Source organism: Stenotrophomonas sp. (genome assembly GCF_031995405.1).
GTDB lineage: Bacteria > Pseudomonadota > Gammaproteobacteria > Xanthomonadales > Xanthomonadaceae > Stenotrophomonas.
In genome coordinates this window covers 39,859-60,523 of sequence record NZ_DAMAGC010000010.1, presented here as the reverse complement: position 1 = coordinate 60,523, position 20,665 = coordinate 39,859, and the positions used below count along the sequence as shown (strand labels likewise).

General features: G+C 69.3%; 15 protein-coding genes. 12 read left to right on the top strand and 3 right to left on the bottom strand.

Annotated features, from left to right (window positions below; all coding sequences use genetic code 11):
• Nucleotides 1-213 precede the first annotated feature (213 nt).
• The 6 genes from RTO53_RS03220 to RTO53_RS03195 all read left to right on the top strand — a co-directional run bounded on the left by RTO53_RS03220 (nt 214) and on the right by RTO53_RS03195 (nt 10,128).
• Nucleotides 214-2,007 (top strand): endonuclease, encoded by a 1,794-nt coding sequence (locus RTO53_RS03220; RefSeq protein ID WP_312236441.1) that lies wholly within the window; start codon nt 214-216, stop codon nt 2,005-2,007.
• 70 nt (nt 2,008-2,077) lie between these two features.
• Nucleotides 2,078-2,416 (top strand): divalent-cation tolerance protein CutA, encoded by a 339-nt coding sequence (gene cutA, locus RTO53_RS03215; RefSeq protein ID WP_312236440.1) that lies wholly within the window; start codon nt 2,078-2,080, stop codon nt 2,414-2,416.
• Nucleotides 2,416-4,782, top strand: coding sequence for a protein-disulfide reductase DsbD (locus RTO53_RS03210; protein WP_312236439.1), 2,367 nt, complete (start codon nt 2,416-2,418; stop codon nt 4,780-4,782). The genes cutA and RTO53_RS03210 overlap by 1 nt, the downstream gene beginning before the upstream one ends.
• On the top strand, nt 4,779-5,336 hold the full coding sequence (locus tag RTO53_RS03205) for a TlpA disulfide reductase family protein (RefSeq protein WP_312236438.1): 558 nt from the start codon (nt 4,779-4,781) through the stop codon (nt 5,334-5,336). The genes RTO53_RS03210 and RTO53_RS03205 overlap by 4 nt, the downstream gene beginning before the upstream one ends.
• A gap of 163 nt (nt 5,337-5,499) precedes the next feature.
• A complete protein-coding gene (locus RTO53_RS03200) occupies nt 5,500-7,602 on the top strand; it encodes a TonB-dependent receptor (RefSeq protein ID WP_312236437.1) in 2,103 nt (700 codons plus the stop codon).
• A gap of 15 nt (nt 7,603-7,617) precedes the next feature.
• On the top strand, nt 7,618-10,128 hold the full coding sequence (locus RTO53_RS03195; RefSeq protein WP_312236436.1) for a sulfite reductase flavoprotein subunit alpha: 2,511 nt from the start codon (nt 7,618-7,620) through the stop codon (nt 10,126-10,128).
• Nucleotides 10,129-10,356: 228 nt separating this feature from the next.
• On the opposite strand, the gene RTO53_RS03190 is transcribed toward RTO53_RS03195, so the two are convergent.
• Nucleotides 10,357-12,990 (bottom strand): excinuclease ABC subunit UvrA, encoded by a 2,634-nt coding sequence (locus RTO53_RS03190; RefSeq protein ID WP_312236435.1) that lies wholly within the window; start codon nt 12,988-12,990, stop codon nt 10,357-10,359.
• Nucleotides 12,991-13,051: 61 nt separating this feature from the next.
• Nucleotides 13,052-15,613, bottom strand: coding sequence for a methyl-accepting chemotaxis protein (locus RTO53_RS03185; RefSeq protein ID WP_312236434.1), 2,562 nt, complete (start codon nt 15,611-15,613; stop codon nt 13,052-13,054).
• Between the two features lie 213 nt (nt 15,614-15,826).
• Between RTO53_RS03185 and RTO53_RS03180 the strand changes: the two genes are divergently transcribed.
• The 3 genes from RTO53_RS03180 (at nt 15,827) to RTO53_RS03170 (ending at nt 18,744) form a co-directional block, all read left to right on the top strand.
• A complete protein-coding gene (locus tag RTO53_RS03180) occupies nt 15,827-16,648 on the top strand; it encodes an arylamine N-acetyltransferase (RefSeq protein ID WP_312236433.1) in 822 nt (273 codons plus the stop codon).
• A gap of 150 nt (nt 16,649-16,798) precedes the next feature.
• Nucleotides 16,799-17,647 (top strand): AraC family transcriptional regulator, encoded by an 849-nt coding sequence (locus tag RTO53_RS03175; protein WP_312236432.1) that lies wholly within the window; start codon nt 16,799-16,801, stop codon nt 17,645-17,647.
• A complete protein-coding gene (locus RTO53_RS03170; RefSeq protein WP_312236431.1) occupies nt 17,638-18,744 on the top strand; it encodes a hypothetical protein in 1,107 nt (368 codons plus the stop codon). Before RTO53_RS03175 ends, RTO53_RS03170 begins: the two co-directional genes overlap by 10 nt.
• A gap of 34 nt (nt 18,745-18,778) precedes the next feature.
• Here RTO53_RS03170 and RTO53_RS03165 read toward each other — a convergent pair whose 3' ends face one another.
• Complete coding sequence (locus tag RTO53_RS03165) at nt 18,779-19,402, bottom strand: M23 family metallopeptidase (protein WP_312236430.1); 624 nt, start codon at nt 19,400-19,402, stop codon at nt 18,779-18,781.
• A gap of 280 nt (nt 19,403-19,682) precedes the next feature.
• On the opposite strand from RTO53_RS03165, the gene RTO53_RS03160 reads away from it, so the two are divergent.
• From RTO53_RS03160 to RTO53_RS03150, 3 genes are all read left to right on the top strand, one after another.
• Nucleotides 19,683-19,826 carry a hypothetical protein gene (locus RTO53_RS03160; protein ID WP_312236429.1) on the top strand — a complete coding sequence of 48 codons (144 nt, stop codon included), beginning with the start codon at nt 19,683-19,685 and terminating at the stop codon, nt 19,824-19,826.
• Nucleotides 19,823-20,002 carry a hypothetical protein gene (locus tag RTO53_RS03155; protein WP_312236428.1) on the top strand — a complete coding sequence of 60 codons (180 nt, stop codon included), beginning with the start codon at nt 19,823-19,825 and terminating at the stop codon, nt 20,000-20,002. The genes RTO53_RS03160 and RTO53_RS03155 overlap by 4 nt, the downstream gene beginning before the upstream one ends.
• Nucleotides 20,003-20,070: 68 nt before the next feature.
• Entirely contained in the window at nt 20,071-20,661 is a 591-nt protein-coding gene (locus tag RTO53_RS03150) for a biliverdin-producing heme oxygenase (protein WP_312236427.1), read from the top strand.
• Nucleotides 20,662-20,665 lie beyond the last annotated feature (4 nt).

Sequence of the window (20,665 nt, the reverse complement as noted above, 5' to 3'; positions counted from 1 at the left end):
GAAATAAAGGACGAAAGGCGGCCGCAGCCCGACGCCGGGAGACATTCGCCGGAAAGGGCATGGGCGCCCAGCGCCCGACCGACCGACCGACCGACCGACCGCCATTTTCTTGACGTACGTCGCACTGCGGAGGGTCAGTTCCGACGTATCGATAGATGTGTCATCTGGATTGATTAGATTCGGCCGGCGATACCCAATCACAAGGAGACGTAGATGAGGTTGCTCACACCGCTGTCCCTGGGGTGCCTGCTGGCATTGGCCGGCACCGCCCAGGCGGATGTATTCATCAATGAACTGCACTACGACGACAGCACGCCGGCCGGCGATGTCGGCGAGGCCATCGAAGTGGTGGCCACCGCCGGGGAGGATCTCAGCGGTTATCGGCTGTACCTCTACAACGGCAGCACCCCGTCGGCGGCGACGGTCTACGCCAACAACGCGGTCCCGGCCGGCACTGCGGCCGGTTGCGGCAAGGCCACCCTGGCCACGGTCACCTACCCCAGCAACGGCATCCAGAACGGGTCCAACGACGGCATCGCCCTGGTGGATGCCAGCGGCAAGGTCGTCCAGTTCATCAGCTACGAAGGCACCATCACCGCCGCGGGCGGCCCGGCAGCCGGGTTGACCAGCCAGAACATCCCGGTCAGCGAGAGCAACAGCACCGCCCCGGGCACGTCCCTGCAGCTGACCGGCAACGGCAGCCAGTACGCCCACTTCACCTGGGCCGAATCGGCCAGGCAGACCTTCGGCGCGTGCAACACCGGCCAGACCTTCAGCGGCAGCGGCGGCACCGGCCCCAATACCCCGCCCTCGGTCAGCGCCACTACCCCCGAACAGGGCGCCAGCACCTTCCCCTCCGCCGCCGACCTCAGCGTGACCTTCAGCGAGACGGTCAACCTGGCCAGTGGCGCCTTCGTGCTCAGCTGCGGCCAGTCCGGCACGGTGCCGCTGACCCACGCCAGCACCGGCAGCCGCTTCACCTTGTCCACCAACACTGCGCTGGTCGCCGGCGAAGCCTGCCGCTTCGATATCCGCGCCACCCGCGTCAGCGATGCCCAAGGCGCCCATCCGGCCGCCGATACCCGCATCGCCTTCACCGTGGCCACCACTACCGGCAATCCGGACCCGGGTAATCCGGACCCCGGCAATCCCGGCGCGTACTACTCGCGGGTCAACACCAGCAATCCCAGCCAGCTGCGCTGCTCGCTGCACGAGACCATCAAGGGCCATACCGCCTACCCGTACAGCGGCTCGGGCACCAGCACCTGGACCATCCTGGAGATCGCCGACGAGGATCCCAACAACAGCGGCAAGATCCTCGATGCCTACCGCAACCACAGCTACACCAAGGTCAGCGGTCGTGCGGGCACCGGCAGCGGACTGACCTACAACCGCGAGCACACCTGGCCGAACTCGCTGGGCTTTGCCAGCACCACCGGCGACAAGGGCCTGCCGTATGCGCCCTATACCGATACCCACATGCTGTACCTGACCGATGCGCAGTGGAACGCCGACCGCGGCAACAAGCCCTTCGGCAAGTGCGACAGCAACTGCGGCGAGCGTGCCACCGAGGCCAACAATGGCGTGGGCGGCGGCAGCGGCGGCTATCCGGGCAATTCCAACTGGGTGCGCACCCCCGACGGCAACACCGGCACCTTCGAGGTGTGGGGCCGCCGCAAGGGCGACATGGCGCGGGCGGTGATGTACATGGCGATCCGCTATGAAGGCGGCAAGGATGCCAAAACCGGCCAGTCCGAGCCGGACCTGGAGCTGACCGACGACCGCAGCAAAATCGTCAAGACGTCCGCCTCGCCGGCCTACATGGGCCTGCTCTCGACCCTGATCGAGTGGCATCTGTCCGACCCGCCGGATGCGGCCGAACGCGCCCGCAATGAAGTGATCTACAGCTTCCAGGGCAACCGCAACCCGTTCATCGACCACCCCGAATGGGCCACCCCGGGCCTGTTCACCTCGGCCAAGCCGAGCAGCTGCCAGCTGCTCAACTGACCCTGTCCGGCCGGTGCCGCGATGGCGCCGGCCGGACCATCCGGGTCTGGCGGTCCTATACTCGGCGGTCATGTCGACCGCCGATCCCGTCTTTCTGCTGTTCACCACCTGCCCCGACGCGGACGCCGCGGCGCGGCTGGCGCGTGCGTTGGTGGAAGAACGCCTGGCCGCGTGCGTCACCCGCCTGGACGGGGCGCACTCCACGTATCGCTGGCACGGTGAGATCAACGAGGACCACGAGGTCCAGCTGCTGATCAAGACCACCGGCAGCCGCCTGGACGCGGCCATCGCGCGGCTGCAGGCGCTGCATCCGTATGAACTCCCGGAGTGCATCGCGGTCGAAACCCGCGCTGGCCTGCCGGCGTACCTGGATTGGATTCGGGCACAGACCCGAGAGGAAATTGATTGATGACGCTGTTTCGTCGTGTTGCCGCGCTGTGCGCGTTGTTCGTGGTGTCCCTGCCGGCGCTGGCCGTCAGCGAGAAAGACCTGCTGCCGGTCGACGAGGCATTCGGGCTGACCGCGCAGGCGCGTGATCGCGACCGCATCGAGGTCAGCTGGAAGATCGCCCCGGGCTATTACCTGTATCGCCACCGCACCACGGTCAAACCCGATGCCGGCTTCAGCGCCGAGACGCTGCAGATGCCCGCCGGCAAGAAGCACCACGACGATTTCTTCGGCGAGGTGGAAACCTACCGCGAGCGGCTGACCGCCGTATTGCCGGGCAAGGCCGGCGACGGCACCGACACGGTGACCCTGGAGATCCGCTATCAAGGCTGCGCCGATGCGGGCGTGTGCTATCCGCCGCAGAAGCGCAGCGTGACGGTGACGCTGCCCGGCGGCACCGCCGGACCTGCCTCGGCATCGGCCGCGCCCGCGGCGACCGCGCCCTCGCCGTTCAACAACCCGCTGGCCGGCAACTCCGGTGGTGGCCTGCGCCTGCCCGGCACCGGCAGCAGCCAAACGCTGCCGCTGCCGTCCGAGCGCGCGTTCGGCTTCGATGCGATCGTCGATGACGGCAATACCGTGCTGCTGCGTTTCAGCCCGGCACCGGGCTATTACCTGTATCGCGACCGCACCTCGCTGAAGCTGGAGGGCGCCAACGGCGTCCGCCCCGACAAACCGCTGTGGCCGGCGGCCAAGTCGCACCGCGACGAACACTTCGGCGATGTGGCGGTGTATTTCGACCAGGTCGACGTCAAGCTGCCGCTGCGCCGCAGCCGTGCCGACGCGCAGGACACCACCCTGGTGATCACCTTCCAGGGCTGCCAGACCGATGGCATCTGCTACCCGCCGATGACCCGACGGGTGAAGCTGTCGCTGCCGGCCGGCAAGATCAACGCCAGTGCGGGCGAGGCGGCGCACACCAATGAAGTGATCGCACCGCTGCCGGGCAAGGACAAGCGCGCGCAGGCGCGTGAACGCGACAGCGCCGGCCTGGCAACCCAGCCGATGCTGATCCGCCCGAACGCGCCGGCCACCGATGCGACCGCTGCCGTCGGCATGCCCGATGCCAGCGCCGACAACGCGCAGCGTACCCGACCGCCCGGCGACGATGCCGCGCCCACCACGCTGATCGGCGCGCTGCTGCTGGCCCTGGTGGCGGGGCTGATCCTCAACCTGATGCCGTGCGTGCTGCCGATCCTGTCGTTGAAGGTGCTGGGCGTGGCGCAGAGCGGAGAGAGCCGCCAGCGTGCGCGCAGCCATGCGCTCTGGTACACCGCCGGCGTGCTGGTGGCCTTCGCCGCGATCGGCGCGCTGGTGCTGGCCCTGCGGGCGGCCGGCCAGGCCGCTGGCTGGGGCTTCCAGTTGCAGCACCCGTGGTTCATCGCTGCGCTGGTGTACCTGATGTTCACCGTCGGCCTGAGCCTGTCCGGGGTGTTCACCCTGGGCGGCAGCCTGGGCGGCATCGGCCAGTCGCTGGCCTCGCGCAGCGGTCCGGTCGGCGATTTCTTCACTGGCGTGCTGGCCTGCGTGGTGGCCAGTCCGTGCGTGGCCCCGTTCATGGGCCTGCCGCTGGCCTACGCATTCACCGCCAGCACGCTCCCGGCGATCCTGGTGTTCATGGCGCTGGGCCTGGGCCTGGCGCTGCCATTCCTGCTGATCGGCTTCGTCCCCTCGCTGGCCAAGCGCCTGCCGCGCCCCGGCGCGTGGATGGAAACGCTCAAGCACGTGCTGGCCTTCCCGATGTACGGCACCGCCCTCTGGCTGCTGTGGGTGCTGGGCAAGCAGCGCGGCGTGGACGCGATGACCCTGGTACTGGGCGGGCTGGTGGTGCTGGCGCTGGCGCTGTGGTGGTTCGAACGCAGCCGCTGGCGCAGCCAGCGCGTCAGCGGTCTGCTGGCGCTGTTGCTGCTGCTGGCCGCGCTGGTGCCGGTGTGGGGCGTGACCCGCCTGGTACCGCCGGCCAAGGCCGCGGCCGCCGCCAGCGACAACGTAGTGGCCTATTCGCCGCAGATGCTCGACCGGCTGCGCCAGGACAACCGCGTGGTGTTCGTCAACATGACCGCCGACTGGTGCGTGACCTGCAAGGCCAACGAGCGCACGGTGCTGGGCACCGATGCCTTCCACGACACCCTGCGGCGGACCAATGCGGTGTACATGCGCGGCGATTACACCAACGTCGATCCGGAAATCACCGCGTTCCTGGATGAGCACAAGGCAGTGGGCGTGCCCCTGTACGTGGTGTACGGCCCCGGCGCGCCGCCGACCGTGCTGCCGACCGTGCTGACCCAGGCGATCGTCGAAGAAGCCCTGCTGCGCACCGCCCGATGAGCCTGCGGCCGCCACGCCAGACGGTGGTTGTGGCCGCGTTCGCCGCGCTGGTCGGGATCGGCACCGGGGCGTGGTTCTTCAACCGCACGTTGCCCGCGCCGGCGGCGCTGCCCCCGCGCGCCGTGGTGGCGGCGGCCGGCATCGGCGATGCCCTCCCGCCCATCGCGCTGTCGGATATCGATGGCCGAACGATCGACCTGGCCAGCTTCCGCGGTCGGCCGCTGCTGATCAATGTCTGGGCCAGCTGGTGCGGCCCGTGCGTGGAAGAAATGCCGGCACTGGCCGCCTTCGCGGACGCGCAGCCGGCTGACGGCGTGCAGGTGGTCGGGCTGGCGCTGGATACGGCCGACGGCGTGCGCGACTTCCTGGCCCGTGTGCCGGTGGGCTATCCGATCGTGCTGGACACACCCGGGCCGGCCGATGCAAGCGTGCGTCTGGGCAACGCGCAGGGGTTGTTGCCGTACTCGGTGCTGGTCGGGGCCGACGGGCGCATCGTCAAGCAGAAGCTGGGGCCGTTCCAGGCCGGTGAGATCGAGGCCTGGGCAAGGCACTGAAGGGCAACGCGGCGCGTTGCAGGACCTGACGCAGCGACGCATGGCGTCGCTCTACCGCCTGGTCGGGTATTGACCCTTGCGGCGGCACGCCCAACAATGACGAGATCAATTCTCATTAGCTTCTGGGCTGGTTCCGCCACGTCCAAGCTCCAAGGACGTGCCCGTGCGCTTTTCCCCGCTGTTTCTCGCCCTCACCGCGGCGCTGTCCGCGCCTGCCTTGGCCGACGGGCAGGACCCGGCCCGCACGCTGGATACGGTGACCGTCAGTGCCTCGCGCACCGGCCAGGCCGCCGATACCGCGCCGCAGACGGTGGTGATCATCGACCGCCAGGCCATCGAGCAGCAGCTGCGCATCAGTGGCAACTCCTCGGATCTGCTGTCCAGCCTGCTGCCCTCCTACACGCCCAGCCGCGGCAAGATGAACGGCAGTGGCGAGACCCTGCGCGGCCGCACGCCGCTGATTCTGGTGGATGGCATTCCGCAGTCCAACCCGCTGCGCCCGACCGGCCGCGAAGCGCACACCATCGACTATGCGATGGTCGAGCGGATCGAGGTGATCCAGGGCGCCAACGCGATGAACGGGCTGGGCGCCACCGGCGGCACCATCAACCTGATCACCCGCCGCCCCGAGCCCGGCGAGATCAACCAGCATCTCGGCGTGCAGACCACCGTGCCCACCCGCGGCCTGGACGATGACACCACCAGCTATCGCACCGACTACCGCATCAGCGGCAGCAAGGGGCGCTGGGACTACCTGCTGGGCGCTGGCTACGAAGACCAGGGCCTGTGGCTGGACGGCGACGGCACCGCGATCGGCACCGACACCACCCAGGGCGACCTGATGGCGACCCGTGCCTACGACGTGCACGCCAAGCTGGGCTACTGGATCGACGACAACCAGGAACTGCAGTTCAGTTCCAACCGCTACCGCATCAAGTCCAAGGCCGACTACCTCACCGTGGCCGGCAACCGTGGCGCCGGCATTCCCACCACCTCGGTGCGCGGCACGCCGCCGGGCACGCCGCCGTGGAACGATGTGTGGACCAGCGGGCTGTCCTACACCCACCACGACCTGGCCGGGATGGAACTGCGCGCGATGCTCTTCAACCAAGCGTTCGAAGGCCTGTTCGGTGGCGATCGGTCCTCGACGTTCCAGGACCCGCGGATCGCCCCGATCGGCACGCTGTACGACCAGTCGCGCTCGGTGGCCTCCAAGTGGGGCGCCAAGACCAGTCTTGGCCGCGATGATCTGCTCGGCGGTGCGCTCAAGCTCACCGGTGGCATCGATCTGCTGCGCGACAGTGGCAAGCAGGACCTGTACGGCACCGGCCGCACTTACGTGCCCAACTCCGAATTCCGCAATGTCGCCGGCTTCGTGCAGGGCGAATACAAGCTGCTGCCGACGCTGACCGCGCAAGGCGGCGTGCGCCGCGAAGAAGCCGACCTGCGCATCGACAGCTACCAGACCCTGTACCGCTACAACCGGGTCAACGTGGAAGGCGGCAAGCTGCGCTTCGGCGAGACGCTGTACAACGTCGGCCTGGTGTTCGCGCCCACCGATACCTTCAACGTGTTCGGCAGTTACTCCGAAGGCTTCGGCATGCCCGACGTGGGCCGCGTGCTCCGCTCGATCAACACCCCGGGTACCTCGGTGGCCGACCTCAACACGCTGGAGCCGGTGCTGACCCGCAACGTCGAACTCGGCGGGCGCCTGCGCGCCGGTGCGTGGGAGGCGGACGTGGCGCTGTTCCAGTCGCGCTCGGACCTGGGCACGCGGATCATCGCGGTGGACGGCGCGTTCCAGATGGCTCGCGAGAAGACCCGCATCGAAGGCCTTGATGCCAGCGTCCGCTACCGCATCAACGACGCGCAGAAGATAGGGCTGTCCTACGCATGGACGCGTGGCCTTTACGACAGCGATGCCGACGGTCGCCTGGACGCGCGCCTGGATGGCCTGAACATCGCGCCCAACCGGGTGATCGGCACCTGGTCGGCGCAATGGACGCCGACGCTGTCCACCTTCGTGCAGGGCCAGTACGCGTTCAACCGCAATTTCGATGAAGCGGCCAAGCAGTTCCAGGGCTATGCGCTGTTCGACCTGGCCGCCGAGTACAAGCTCACCAAGGGCAGCGTGCAGCTGGGCGTGGCCAACCTGTTGGATCGCCAGTACATCACCTACTACTCGCAGAGCGCGCTGATCGAACCGGATCGCTATTTCGCCGGGCGTGGGCGTACCGTGACCCTCGGCTACCAGCTCGACTTCTGATCCGGACCCGCGCGCATGTTCAAGTCCGTCCTGTTCCAGCTGCACTGGCTGCTCGGTATCACCGCCGGCACCGTGCTGGCCGTGATGGGCCTGAGCGGGGCCACGCTGGCGTTTGAAGACGAGATCATGCGCGCGGCCAATCCGGCATTCGCGCAGGTGGCCCGGCAGCATGACGCCGGTGCGCAACCGCTGGCACTGACCACGCTGGTGCCGATGCTGCAGCAGGGCCAGCCGCGTGCCCTGCAGCGGCTGCGCATGGACGCCACCGGCCAGCGCCTGTCGGTGGCACGCTTCGACGGCGGCCAGGCGCATTGGCGCTACTTCGATCCCTACACCGGCCGCATCTTCACCGACCTGCGCGGGCTGGATTTCTTCGCCTTCGTCGAAGACCTGCACCGGCACCTGGTCAGCGGCGAGCGCGGCAGCCTGGTGACCGGCAGCTGTGCGATCGCGCTGGTGTTCTTCTGCCTGTCCGGCCTTTACCTGCGCTGGCCCAGGCGCTGGTGGCACTGGCGTACCTGGCTGGCGGTGGAATGGTCGCGCAGCGGGCGCAGTTTCCTGTGGAGCCTGCACTCGGTCGTTGGCACCTGGGTGCTGCTGGTGTACCTGATGATCGCGCTGACGGGGTTGTGGTGGTCCTTCGACTGGTACCGCAGCGGCATGACCCGCCTGCTCGGCGGCACCACCAGCGAACAGGGCACCGCCAAGGCCGGGCGCGGCGCGCTGGACCTGGGCAAGGTGCAGGCCACGCTCTACCGCCTGGAAGGCGTGCGCCAGGGTTACGTGGACCTGCGCCTGCCAGCCAGACCGGGCAAGCCGCTGACCGCGCGCGTACAGGGCGCCAACACCGCGCACGATCGCGCGCAGGACATCCTGCAGATCGACCCGGCCAGTGGCGCGCTGCTCGGCTACGAGCCCTATGCGGGCAAGAATGCGGGCGGCAAGGCCATGGTCAGCGTGTTCGCGCTGCACTCCGGCAGCTTCTTCGGCCTGCCCGGTCGCATCGTGGTGATGCTGTCCAGCCTGGCCATGCTGGTGTTCTTCATCACCGGGTGGATGTTGTACCTGGACCGGCGCCGGAAGAAGCGCGAGGTGCGTGCATCGCGCCTGCCGATGGCGATGCCCGGTGGCGTCGGCCCGTCACCGTGGCTGATCGCCTTCGCCAGCCAGAGCGGGTTCGCCGAACAGCTGGCATGGCGCGCGGCTGCGCAGCTGCAGGCCGCGGGCTTGGCGGTGCAGGTGCGTCCGCTCGGCCAGTTGGATGCGGCCAGCCTGCAGCAGGCCGGCAAGGCGTTGTTCGTGATCAGCACGTTCGGCGACGGCGAAGCCCCGGACGCCGCACGCGTGTTCGAGCGCCGCCTGCTTACCCGATCGGTATCGCTGGCCGGGCTAGAATATGCGCTGCTGGGATTGGGCGATGGCGCGTACGTGCGCTTCTGCGGTTTCTCGCGCGCGGTCGATGCGTGGCTGCACACGCAGGGTGCGCAGCGCCTGTTCCCGACCGTCGAGGTGGACCGTGACGACTCTGATGCACTGGCGCGCTGGCAACATCACCTGAGCGCGATCAGCGGCATCGAAGACGCCGCGCCACTACCGGCACCGGCCGCCCTGCAGGCATGGGTGCTGCAGGGTCGTCAGCAGCTCAATGTGGGCAGTGCGGCCGGTGCGATCTGGCAGGTGGACCTGAGCCCGCCCGCGCACGCCAGCTGGCAGGCCGGCGACATCCTCGAGGTGGCGCCGCGGCATGCCGATGCCTGCGTGCGCGCCGTGCTGGCCAGGCATGGGCTGGATGCGGACGCGGTGGTGGAGATCGACGGTGAGGTTGGCACGCTCGCCCACTTCGCTGCCGGGCGGATGATGCCGGATGAGGCGTGGCCCGCATCGACGCACGAGGCCGCGACTTGGCTGGCCGGGCTGCCGGTGCTGCCGCACCGCGAGTACTCGATCGCCTCGGTACCGCAGGACGACCGACTGCAACTGGTGATTCGCCAGACCACACTGCCCGATGGCCGCGCCGGATTGGGCTCGGGCTGGCTCTGCGTGCATGCCGCTCCGGGCGAGACGATCCAGGCACGCGTGCGCCGCAATGCCGGGTTCCATCGCTTCCCCGAACATGCACCGATGCTGTTGATCGGCAACGGCACCGGCATCGCCGGGTTGCGCAGCCTGCTGCGCGAGGCCGCCTTGCAGGGTGACCGCGGCCATTGGCTGGTGTTTGGCGAACGCACCCGCGCCTTCGATCAGCTGTATCGCGACGAGATCGCAACCTGGCAACGCGACGGCCACCTGGCCCATGTCGACCTCGTGTTCTCGCGTGATGCCGACGGCGGCGGTTACGTGCAGCATCGGCTGCGCGCGGCACCGCAGGCGCTGCAGGCATGGGTGGCGATGGGCGGCAGCATCTACGTGTGCGGCTCGCTGCACGGCATGGCCGACGGCGTGGACGCGGTGCTGCGCGAGGTGCTGGGCGAGGACCAGGTGGACGTGCTGCTGGGTGAAGGTCGTTACCGCCGCGACGTGTATTGAGCCGGGCAGGTCGGGCACTGGGTGCCCATGCCCTTTCCGGCGAATGTCCTCCGGCGTCGGCCTGCGGCCGCCACCTCCTCCTTTATTTCGCCTCCAAGGGCATGGGCACCCAGCGCCCGACCCGCCGACCAACGTCAGAAGCCAGGTTTGCCCGCTCGTCTGTCGCAAGCCAAGCCCCGTCGCGCGCGACAGACCCGACCGAAGACACAGCCCGACGGGAGAGAAACCTTATTTGAACCAGCGGCGCAGGTAACGCGCAGTCGCGCCGGCGGTGGCGCGGCTGACCTGCGCGGGCGTGCCTTCGGCGACGATCGTGCCGCCCTGCTCGCCCGCGCCCGGGCCGACGTCGATCACCCAGTCCGCATCGGCGACCACGCGCAGATCGTGTTCGACCACCACCACCGTGTTGCCGGCATCGACCAACCCGTGCAACTGCGCCATCAGTTTGTCCACGTCGGCCGGATGCAGGCCGGTGGTCGGCTCGTCCAGCACGTACAGGCTGCTGCCGTGCTGGCTGCGCTGCAGTTCGGTGGCCAGCTTGATCCGCTGCGCTTCGCCACCGGACAGCTCGGTGGCCGGCTGGCCCAGCCGTAGGTAGCCCAGGCCGATATCGCGCAGCAACTGCAGCGGGCGCTGTACCGGCGCTTCCTCGGCGAAGAACAGCAGGGCGTCCTCCACCGTCATCGCCAACACCTGCGCGATGTTGCGGCCGTTCCATTCCACTTCCAGGGTCTTGGCGTTGTAACGCTGCCCGTGGCAGGTCGGGCACGGCGCGTAGACGCTGGGCATGAACAGCAGTTCGACATGCACGAAGCCCTCGCCCTCGCAGGTATCACAGCGGCCCTGGGCGACATTGAACGAGAACCGCCCGGCACTGTAGCGGCGCGCCTTGGCCATCCGGGTGGCGGCGAACAGCCGGCGCACGTGGTCGAACAGGCCGGTGTAGGTGGCCAGGTTGGAGCGCGGGGTGCGCCCGATTGGCTTCTGGTCGACGTTGACCAGCCGCTTGATCGCCTTGCCACCGGCATGCAGGCGGCCACGGGTGCGCTCGATGCTGGCGGGTACCGGCAGCTCGCTGTCCACTTCTTCCACCACCGGCTCGTGGCCGAGGTGTTCGCCGACCAGTTCCACCAGTGCCTGGCTGACCAGGCTGGATTTGCCCGACCCGGACACGCCGGTCACCGCAGTGAACGCCCCGAGCGGGAAGCGTGCGTCCAGGCCATGCAGGTTGTTGCGGTGGATGCCGCGCAGTTCCAGCCAGCCCGAGGGCGTGCGTGGCGTGCGCCGTTCACCGCGACCGCTATCGAAAAGATACGGCGCGGTGACCGACGCCGTGACCGTGCGCAGGCCGTCGGGCGGTCCGCTGTAGAGCACCTGCCCGCCGTGCTGGCCGGCGCCGGGGCCCACATCGACCAGCCAGTCCGCACGACGCAGCATCTCCAGATCGTGCTCGACCACGAACAGCGTATTGCCGCCGGCCTTGAGCTGGTCCAGCGCGCGGTACAGCGCCTCGCCATCGGCCGGATGCAGGCCAGCGGTGGGCTCATCCAGCACGTACACCACCCCGAACAGGCTGGAGCGGATCTGCGTGGCCAGACGCAGGCGTTGCAGTTCGCCGGGCGAAAGCGTCGGGGTGGCGCGGTCCATCGACAGATAGCCCAGGCCCAGGTCCTGCAGGGTGCCGATGCGCTCGACCAGGTCGTGGGCGATCCGCTGAGCGGCGATGCGCTTCTCTTCGGACAGGTCCGGGGTGCGGCGCACATCGCTGCCGCCCACGTGCGAAGGGCCACCGGCAGCCGCGCGCGCCTGCAGCGCCTTGCGGCCCGCCGCGCGGCTGCGCGTGGCCGCCGTGGTGGGCGCATCGAAGTGGCCTTCGGCGGCCGGGCGCAGCGCATCGGCCATGGCACTGAGTGAGAGCTGCGACAACGCGCCGATATCCAGACCGGCAAAGGTGACCGACAGCGCTTCGCGCTTGAGCCGCTTGCCGTCGCAGACCGGGCACGCGGTGCCGACCATGTAACGGGCCACGCGCTTTTTCATCATCGCGCTCTGCGTGGTCGCAAAGGTGTGCAGCACGTAGCGGCGCGCACCGCTGAAGGTTCCCATGTAGCTGGGCTCTTCCTTGCGGCGCAGCGCGGCGCGGGTTTCGGCCGGGGTGAAACCGGCGTATACCGGCACCACCGGTTGTTCTTCGGTGAACAGGATCCAGTCGCGCTGCTTTTTGGGCAGGTCGCGCCACGGGATGTCCACGTTGTAGCCAAGGGTGACCAGGATGTCGCGCTGGTTCTGTCCGTGCCAGGCAGGCGGCCACGCGGCGATGGCACGTTCGCGGATGCTCAGCGACGGGTCGGGCACCATCGACTGCTCGGTCACCTCGTACACATGGCCCAGGCCGTGGCAGTTCGGGCAGGCCCCCTGCGGGGTGTTGGGCGAGAAGTCTTCGGCGTACAGCATCGGCTGCCTGGCCGGATACGTGCCCGCCCGCGAATACAGCATGCGCAGCAGGCTGGACAAGGTGGTCACGCTGCCCACGCTGGAGCGCACGCTGGCGGTACCGCGCTGCTGCTGCAGCGCCACCGCCGGCGGCAGGCCTTCGATCGCATCGACGTCCGGCACGCCGACCTGGTCGATCAACCGGCGTGCGTAGGGCGACAACGACTCCAGGTAGCGGCGCTGCGCTTCGGCGTAGAGCGTGCCGAAGGCCAGCGACGACTTGCCCGACCCGGAGATGCCGGAGAACACCACCAGCGCATCGCGCGGGATGTCGACATCGACATCCTTGAGATTGTGTTCGCGGGCGCCACGGACGCGTACGAAGGCGTCCGTGGCGGCGGAGGTGCGGGGTTTGCGACGGGTGCTCATGCACGCAGGATAGTGAGCGCACGCGCAAGCGGCCAGTGAAGGGACGTGAGTGCGGCGTATGCTACGCCGCCGCCCTGGCCACCCGGCGCGCGTCCGGGCGCGCCACCACGAAGGCGTCCACTGCCTCGGACAACAGCGCCGCCTGGCGCTCCATCGCATGTGCCGAGGCCGACGCCTCTTCCACCAGCGCGGCGTTCTGCTGGGTGCTGCCGTCCATCTGCAGCAGCGTCTGCCCGACCTGTTCGATGCCGGCACTCTGCTGCTGCGAGGCGGCCGAGATGCTGGCCATGATGGCGCTGACCTGCTGCACGCTGCCGACGATCTGACCCATGGTTGCGCCCGCCTGGTCGACCTGGCGGGTACCGGCGGCGACGGTGTCCACCGAGGCCTCGATCAGGCCCTTGATCTGCCGCGCCGCATCGGCACTGCGCTGGGCCAACAGGCGTACTTCGCCAGCCACCACCGCGAAGCTGCGGCCCTGCTCGCCGGCACGCGCCGCTTCCACGGCGGCATTGAGGGCAAGGATGTTGGTCTGGAAGGCGATGCCATCGATGACACCGGTGATGTCGGCGATGCGGTGCGAGGCCTGGGCGATCTCGCGCATGCTCGCCACCACTTGCGCTACCGATGCCCCACCCTGCCGGGCGATGCCGGTGGCCTGCAGTGCCAGCTGGTTGGCCTGCTGGGCGGCATCGGCGTTCTGTCGCACGGTGGCGGTGAGTTCCTCCATCGACGAGGCGGTCTCTTCCAGGTGCGCGGCCTGGCGCTCGGTACGTCCGGCCAGTTCCCGGTTGCCGGCCACGATCTCTCCCGCGGCGCCGTTGATGGCCTGCGAGGCCTGCTGGATGCGCGCGACGATATCGGTGAGCTGCTGCACGGTGGCGTTGGCATCGTCGCGCATGTGCGCGAACACCCCCTGGAACTCCCCCTGCATGCGCGCCCGCAGGTCGCCCTGGGCCAGCGCAGAGAGCAGGACCTGCAGTGCCGACAGGTTGCCCTGGAAGGTATCCAGCAGGCGGTTGATGCTGATCGCCAGGGTCAGCACGAAGCCCTGCTTGCCCTCGGTCTGGATGCGGCCGTGCAGCTGGCCCTGCGCGGCCGCATCGACCAGCGCGGCCACTTCGGTTTCCACCGTGGTTTCCAGCGCGCGGCTGCGCCATTCCACCGCCGCGCCCAACAGCTGGCCCCCATCGATGATCGGGGTGACCACCAGCTGGTAGCGGGTGCGCGCATGTTCGATCTCGTGCCGGGCCGAGGCGGTGCCGTGCAGTTCGGCGTGGATGCGGGTGAACACCGGGTGCAGCGCCTGCGCCGGTTGCCCGCGCCACTGCCCTTCCTGCACGGCCAGTTCCACCAGCAGCGCATGATTGAGCAGGCTGATCCGGCCGTCCGGATCGAGCACCATCACCCCGGTCTGCGCGCTGTCCAGCGCCTGTCGCGCCCGCGCGTTGTCGCGTGCGGTGGCACGCTCAGCCTCGATGCGTTCGCGCAGCCGCTGCTGCATGTGCACCAGCCGCTGGGCCAGCTGGCCAATCTCATCATGCGGGTTGTGGACGGTCAGCACCGTGTCCAGGCGGTCTTCGGCGATGGCTTCGGCAAAGCGCAGGGTGTCGGCGATCGGGCGGCGTACCGCGCGCAGCACCAGCAGCAGGCTGCCGATCAGCACGACCGCGACCAGGGCCAGGGTAATGCCGAACAGCAGCGTCATCGCCCGGGCCTGCGATTGCTGGCGGCCACGTGCGGCGTCCAGTGCCGCACGCTGCGCGCGTTCCAGCTGTTGCAGCGCCGGCGCGATCTGCGCGGCGGTATCGCTCGACGCGGCCGCCTCGACATCCAGGCCGACGCGCGCGGCCGTGTAGGCGAGCAAGGCGCCCTGATAGGCGTCCATGCCGCTGCGCAGGGCGTCCTGCGTGGCAGCGGGCAGGTTCGACGCGGACAACGCCAGTTCGAACGGCAGCTTGGTTTCGCTGGCGCGGTCAGCATGCGCCGAATCGCCGGTGAGCAACAGCAGCGCCTCCTCGCGGCGCATCACCTGCCAGTGCGAGGTCAGCGACGCCGGCGCGCTATCGCCGAGCAGTGTGCCCACGGCATCGGCACTGGCATCCAGCTGCGCACGCAGGCCAGCCTCGCCACGGCCCATCTCGTCGGCCCGCGCGTTCAATGCAGTGATGCCGTCGGCGAACGCACGAGCGCGCTCGGCGAGCGTGCGCAGCGCCGTGGCGGTGCCCGCATCGTGGGGATCGCGCTGCAGTTTCGCCAACGACTGCTGCAGCTGCTGCTGGGCCTGCTGCAAGGCGTGGCGGTCGGCATCGTTGAAGGTGCTGGCATACCGGGTCTGCAGCCGGCGGGCCTCGGCCACTTCCGTAGCCAGCGCAGCCGCCAGCGCCGCATCCTGCTGGTGTGCGGCAAAGGTTGCCGCGGCGCGCTCGCTGTTGTGGCCGGTCCACGCATAGACCAGTGCCACCACCAGCAGGCCGCTGCCGCAGATCACCAGCGCGGCCTTGAGTTTGCGTGCCACACTGAGCCTGCGCAGGAACGCACTCCCGCGCGCAAGGTGATGGAATGGAGGCCGCTGGCCCAGGCGGGCAAGCGACGCAGACAGGCGGTGGGGGACGACCGACATCACGCACTCCAGGCAGAAGGACGCATCGGTATCGGCCGCGTTCGCGCGGACTTTAGCCCTTTTTCTCCCGCCGCCCGGCCACATCGCCCGGTGCGCCCGTTGTACCCGGCACAGACGACGGCAAGATGACGGCAGGCGGACAATCGGCCCGGCTTGACCTCAACCGCGGTTGAGCCGCCACAGTGGCGGCACCCCTACCCCGATGGCCGACCGATGGACCTGCACACCCGCAACGCCTACCTGGCCCGGCTGGGCCTGGCCGCCCCGCCGCCGCCCACCCTGGCCACGCTCGCCCTGCTGCAGGCCCGGCACAACGCCACGTTCCCGTTCGAGACCCTGACCACACTGCTGCGCGACGCCGTCGCCATCGATCTGCCCAGCGTGCAGCACAAGCTGCTGCACCAAGGCCGTGGCGGGTACTGCTATGAACTCAACGGACTCTTCCTGGCGCTACTGCAGCAGCTGGGTTTCGACGCGCGTGCGATCGCCGCGCGGGTGGTGATGGGACAGACCGATGATGCCCCGACGCCGCGCACCCACATGCTGGTGCTGGTGCGGATCGGGGCGGTGGACTACAGCGTCGATGTCGGCTTCGGCGGCAACACCCCCACCGGTCCGCTGCGGCTGGACAACCGTTTCGCGCAGGCAACACCGCACGCGCGCTATCGGCTGGACCTGCACGACGCGGACTACCTGCTGCAGGTGGACATCGATGGCGAGTGGCGGCCGCTGTACCGCTTCGACCTGCAGCCGCAGGCGGCGATCGACCATGTGGTGGGCAACTGGTATGTGTGCACCCATCCGCACTCCTCTTTTCCCGGGCAGCTGCGGGCAGCGCTGGCCGGCCCCGGCTGGCGGCGGACGCTTGGCGGGGGCGCGTATACCGTGCACCGCAGCGGCCAGCCGAGTGAGCGCCGGCTGCTGACCGATGTGGACGACGTTCTGGCGGTGCTGCGCGATGCGTTCGGCATTACCGTGCCAGCGCATCCACGCCTGCGCGAAGCGATCGCAGCGTGGTTGCGCGGGGCGGCGTGACCGCCTGCCGAGGCCATCGCACGACACCGCCGGGCGCGGGCTCCTGCGCTGGAGGCCGAGGCTGACACGCACCGATGCGCAGCAAGAACGGCCAAGCGCCCGCCCCCGCGCTGGGCTACGCTGCGTGCCTGTGCAGCGGGAGGGAACCGCATGAGTGCGGCACGCAGGGCCCTGTGGTACATCGAAAGCCACCACGCCGCGCCGATCGCGCTGGCCGATATCGCCGCGGTGGTCGGCCTGTCGCCGTTCCACCTGTCGCGGCTGTTCCAGGCCAGCACCGGCACTTCGCTGGTGCGCTACCTGCGTGGCCGACGCCTGAGCGAGGCGGCGCGACGGTTGGCCAGCGGCGCAAGCGACATCCTGGAGGTCGCACTCGGTGCCGGCTATGCATCGCATACCACCTTTACCCGCGCCTTCGGCGAGCAGTTCGGGCGCACGCCCGAGCAGGTGCGGGCGCAGGGCCTGGGCGATATCACGCTGGTCGAGGCGATCAAGCTCGATGACGTGGCCCAGCCCTGCACCCGGCCACCAACCCTCGTCGACGCCGGTGCGCTGCTGGTCGCCGGTATCGGTGCGCGCCATCGCGGTGCGTCGGTGGCGTCGATTCCCTCGCAATGGCAGCAGCTGGCGACGCAGTGCCCACGGGCACCCGTCGTCAGCTACGGCGTGTGCTGCAACAGCGACGACGAGGGCAGCTTCGACTACATCGCCGGTATCGAGGTGCCGGGTTTCGCCAGCCTGCCGCCGGGCTGGCAGGCAATCCGCATCCCCGCGCGTCGCTACGTGGTGGCCTGGCATGCCGGGCACATCTCGGCCATCCGCTCGACCTGGTACTGGCTGTTGAACCACTACCTGCCGTCGGCCGGGCTCAGCCTGGCCGACGCCCCCGAACTGGAGCGCTACGACGCGCGCTTCGATGACACCACCGGCCACGGCGGCATGCAGATCTGGCTGCCGCTGGCCGACACCGCACACACCGGAGACACCGCATGCGCCTGACCCTGCCACTTCTGTTGCTGCTGCTCGGTGCCGCCAGCGTCCCCGCGGTTGCCGCGCCGCCGACGGTGCCTGTCGGCGAGCGGCATGGCGTGGCCCACCTGCCCAGCGCGGCGGTGCGCGATGCCGCCGGGCGTGATGCTCTGCGCTACACCGTGTGGTATCCGGCCACGCCGGAGGCACGCGAACAGCCGATCGTCATCGGGCCGCCGGATACACCGCTGTTCACCGTGGGCAGCGCAGCCGCCGATGCCAAAATCGCCTCCGGCCGCCTGCCCACCCTGCTGCTGTCGCACGGCAACGGCGGCAGCGCGCGGATGATGGGCTGGTTCGGCATCGCACTGGCGCGCGCGGGCTATCTGGTGATCGCGGTGGACCACCCCGGCAACAACGGCATCGACCCGATGACGCTGGCCGGCAGCATCCTGATCTGGGAGCGCGCCGAAGATCTCAAGGCTGCGCTGGCCGCCGTGCGGGCGGACCCGCAGCTGGGGCCGCACGTGGACGACCGCCGGGTGGGCGTGGCCGGGTTCTCGGCCGGCGGCTTCACCGCGCTGGTCGCTGCCGGGGCGCGCGTGGACTTGGCACGACTGATCGCGTTCTGCCGCGCACAGCCCGATGATGGCGTGTGCCGGCCGCAGCTGGAATCGCGCGACACAACGCTGGAAGCGCGCATTGCCGCCGCCGCATCGCCTGCGCTGGCGCCTTACATGGCGCGTGCCGCGGACGACCACGGCATCCCCGGTATCGGCGCGGTGTTCCTGATGGCCCCGGCGATCGTGCAGGCGTTTCCGCCGGACCAACTACGGAAGCTGCAGCAACCGATGTCGATCCTGGCCGGGGATGCGGATGAGGTAGCCCCGCCGGTCACCAACGCCGAGGTGGTTGCCGCGCTGAGCCCGTCTGCCGGGATGCGTATCGCGCCCGACGTCGGCCATTACGATTTCCTGGCTACCTGCACCGATGCCGGGCGGCAGGCCATGCCTGCGCTGTGCAGCGGCACGATACCGCGCGAGGAAACCCACGCGGCCGCGATCGTGCAGGCGACCCACCTGTTTGATGAAGCCCTGGTACCGGCAGGCGCGCGATCCAGCCGTTAGCGCAGTGCCCGCGGCACGCCGTCGGGCTGCGCACTCAGTCGCTGCGCGGTGGGGCGCCGACCGGTGCCGGTTTCCATGCGCGCAGCAGTGGCAGCGGATCGTACGCGCCATCGGCGCCATAGATGCCCCAGTGCAGGTGCGGCGGCGTGCCCCTGGCGTTGCCGCTGTCGCCGACGTAACCCAGCACGGTCCCTGCAGTGACCACCTCCCCGCGCACCAGGCCCTCGCGCCAGCCCTCCAGATGGGCGTAGTAGTAGCGCTCGCGCGCCGGACCCAGCACCCATACCTGGCGCCCGCCCAGGCCGCCTTCGCGGATATCCACCACGACCCCGTCGCCGACGCTGCGAACGGCGGTGCCGCGCCTGGCGAAGATATCCACGCCGGCATGGGTGCGGTCGCGCCCGCGCGGTGCGCCGAAGGTATCGGCGATGCGCCGGGCCGTCACTCCCTCCACCGGCACCGGCAGCGCACGTGGCGGCGGCAGCCGCGACAGTGTCCACAGCGCGCGCGGCACCTGTGCCCAGTGACTGTTCCACAGCATGCCAATCGCCAGCGCGCAGGCGGCCAGTACCAGCAGGCGGATCAGCCAGCGGCGCAGGCGCCGCGCGGAGGATGGGGTCGTGCGGGGGGTCGTTTCAGGGTGGTCGTCGCGGGGCATCGTCGCTCCAGTGCGGGCGCTGCGGGCTCGCAGCGAATCAAAACAACCCTACAAAGCCAATGTGGGCCCAACATGAAGTAGTGCCGGCCGCTGGCCGGCTGTAGTAGTGCCGGCCGCTGGCCGGCTGTAGTAGTGCCGGCCGCTGGCCGGCTACACATTCCGGGGCACAGTGCCCCGAGCCGGCCAACCGTCGGCACCACCCGGTCCATGCGCCGGATGGACGACGGCTTCACGGGGAATCTGCTGAACTGCAGCTGTCGCCCGTGAACATCGACACATCATGAACACCGCATTCAAGATCTTTCTGCTGGTCGGCGCCGTGCTGTACGGATTGCCGGGCCTGGTGTGGTGGGTGAACCACCGCCGCGCCCTGCGCGCCAGACAGGATGTGGCCGCCCTGGGCGCCGACAGGTCCGCCACGTGAGCCTGACCGCCGAGCAACGCCGCATCCTGGATGACATCAACGCCACCCGGCCGGTTTCCGATGAGGACGCCAACTGGGCGGTGAAGGCCGGCTACGCGGCGCAGGCCGAAGATGGCGACATCGACCTCACCCAGGAAGGGCGCAAGCGGATCGACTCCACCCGGATCGACCCGTAAGAGGTTTACAGGTGGCCTTGATACGATAGCTGTCCGCCATCCATTCTTCTGCTCCCCCTGTGCCGTCAGTGCTGCCCACCGTCCCTCCCGCACCCGGCGCGTCACGTGCGCAACGTCTGAAGGCCGCCACCGACCAGGCCCACCGCCGCGTCGATGCGCGGATCCTGGGGATGGGCATTTTCGCCAGCCGCGCGGCATTTGCCCGCTTCGTCCGCGTCCAGCATCGTCTGCATGCCGACGTGCAGGGTCTGTACGCCTGCCCGGACATCCTGCAGCAACTGCCCAGTGTGCGGGGACGGCAACGCGTTGCGCTGATCGAACGCGACCTGGCCGATCTCGCCGCAGGCGTGCCCATGGATCACCCGGCAGATCCGGTGGCCGGACCGCTCGCGTACCGGCTGGGCTGGCTCTACGTCGTGGAGGGCTCGGCGCTTGGTGGCGCGGTGATCCTGAAGATGGCCGCCGGGCTCGGGCTGCACCCGCACTTCGGTGCCCGGCACCTGGCGCCTGCCCAGGAAGGCGTGGCTGCTGCCTGGCGCACGTTCACCGCCGAGCTCGATGCGATAGTGCTCGATGAGCGGCAGGAAGCACTGCTGTTGCAGGGAGCGGATGCCGCATTCGGACGTGTCGCCAGCTATGTCGCCGACGCGTTCGACTGAGGCC

Bases quoted from the DNA above. Each gene is read 5' to 3' on its own strand.
- RTO53_RS03220 (WP_312236441.1), top strand. From the start codon at position 214: ATGAGGTTGCTCACACCGCTGTCCCTGGGGTGCCTGCTGGCATTGGCC.
- cutA (WP_312236440.1), top strand. From the start codon at position 2,078: ATGTCGACCGCCGATCCCGTCTTTCTGCTGTTCACCACCTGCCCCGAC.
- RTO53_RS03210 (WP_312236439.1), top strand. From the start codon at position 2,416: ATGACGCTGTTTCGTCGTGTTGCCGCGCTGTGCGCGTTGTTCGTGGTG.
- RTO53_RS03205 (WP_312236438.1), top strand. From the start codon at position 4,779: ATGAGCCTGCGGCCGCCACGCCAGACGGTGGTTGTGGCCGCGTTCGCC.
- RTO53_RS03195 (WP_312236436.1), top strand. From the start codon at position 7,618: ATGTTCAAGTCCGTCCTGTTCCAGCTGCACTGGCTGCTCGGTATCACC.
- RTO53_RS03190 (WP_312236435.1), bottom strand. From the start codon at position 12,990: ATGAGCACCCGTCGCAAACCCCGCACCTCCGCCGCCACGGACGCCTTC.
- RTO53_RS03185 (WP_312236434.1), bottom strand. From the start codon at position 15,613: ATGTCGGTCGTCCCCCACCGCCTGTCTGCGTCGCTTGCCCGCCTGGGC.
- RTO53_RS03180 (WP_312236433.1), top strand. From the start codon at position 15,827: ATGGACCTGCACACCCGCAACGCCTACCTGGCCCGGCTGGGCCTGGCC.
- RTO53_RS03175 (WP_312236432.1), top strand. From the start codon at position 16,799: ATGAGTGCGGCACGCAGGGCCCTGTGGTACATCGAAAGCCACCACGCC.
- RTO53_RS03170 (WP_312236431.1), top strand. From the start codon at position 17,638: ATGCGCCTGACCCTGCCACTTCTGTTGCTGCTGCTCGGTGCCGCCAGC.
- RTO53_RS03165 (WP_312236430.1), bottom strand. From the start codon at position 19,402: ATGCCCCGCGACGACCACCCTGAAACGACCCCCCGCACGACCCCATCC.
- RTO53_RS03160 (WP_312236429.1), top strand. From the start codon at position 19,683: ATGAACACCGCATTCAAGATCTTTCTGCTGGTCGGCGCCGTGCTGTAC.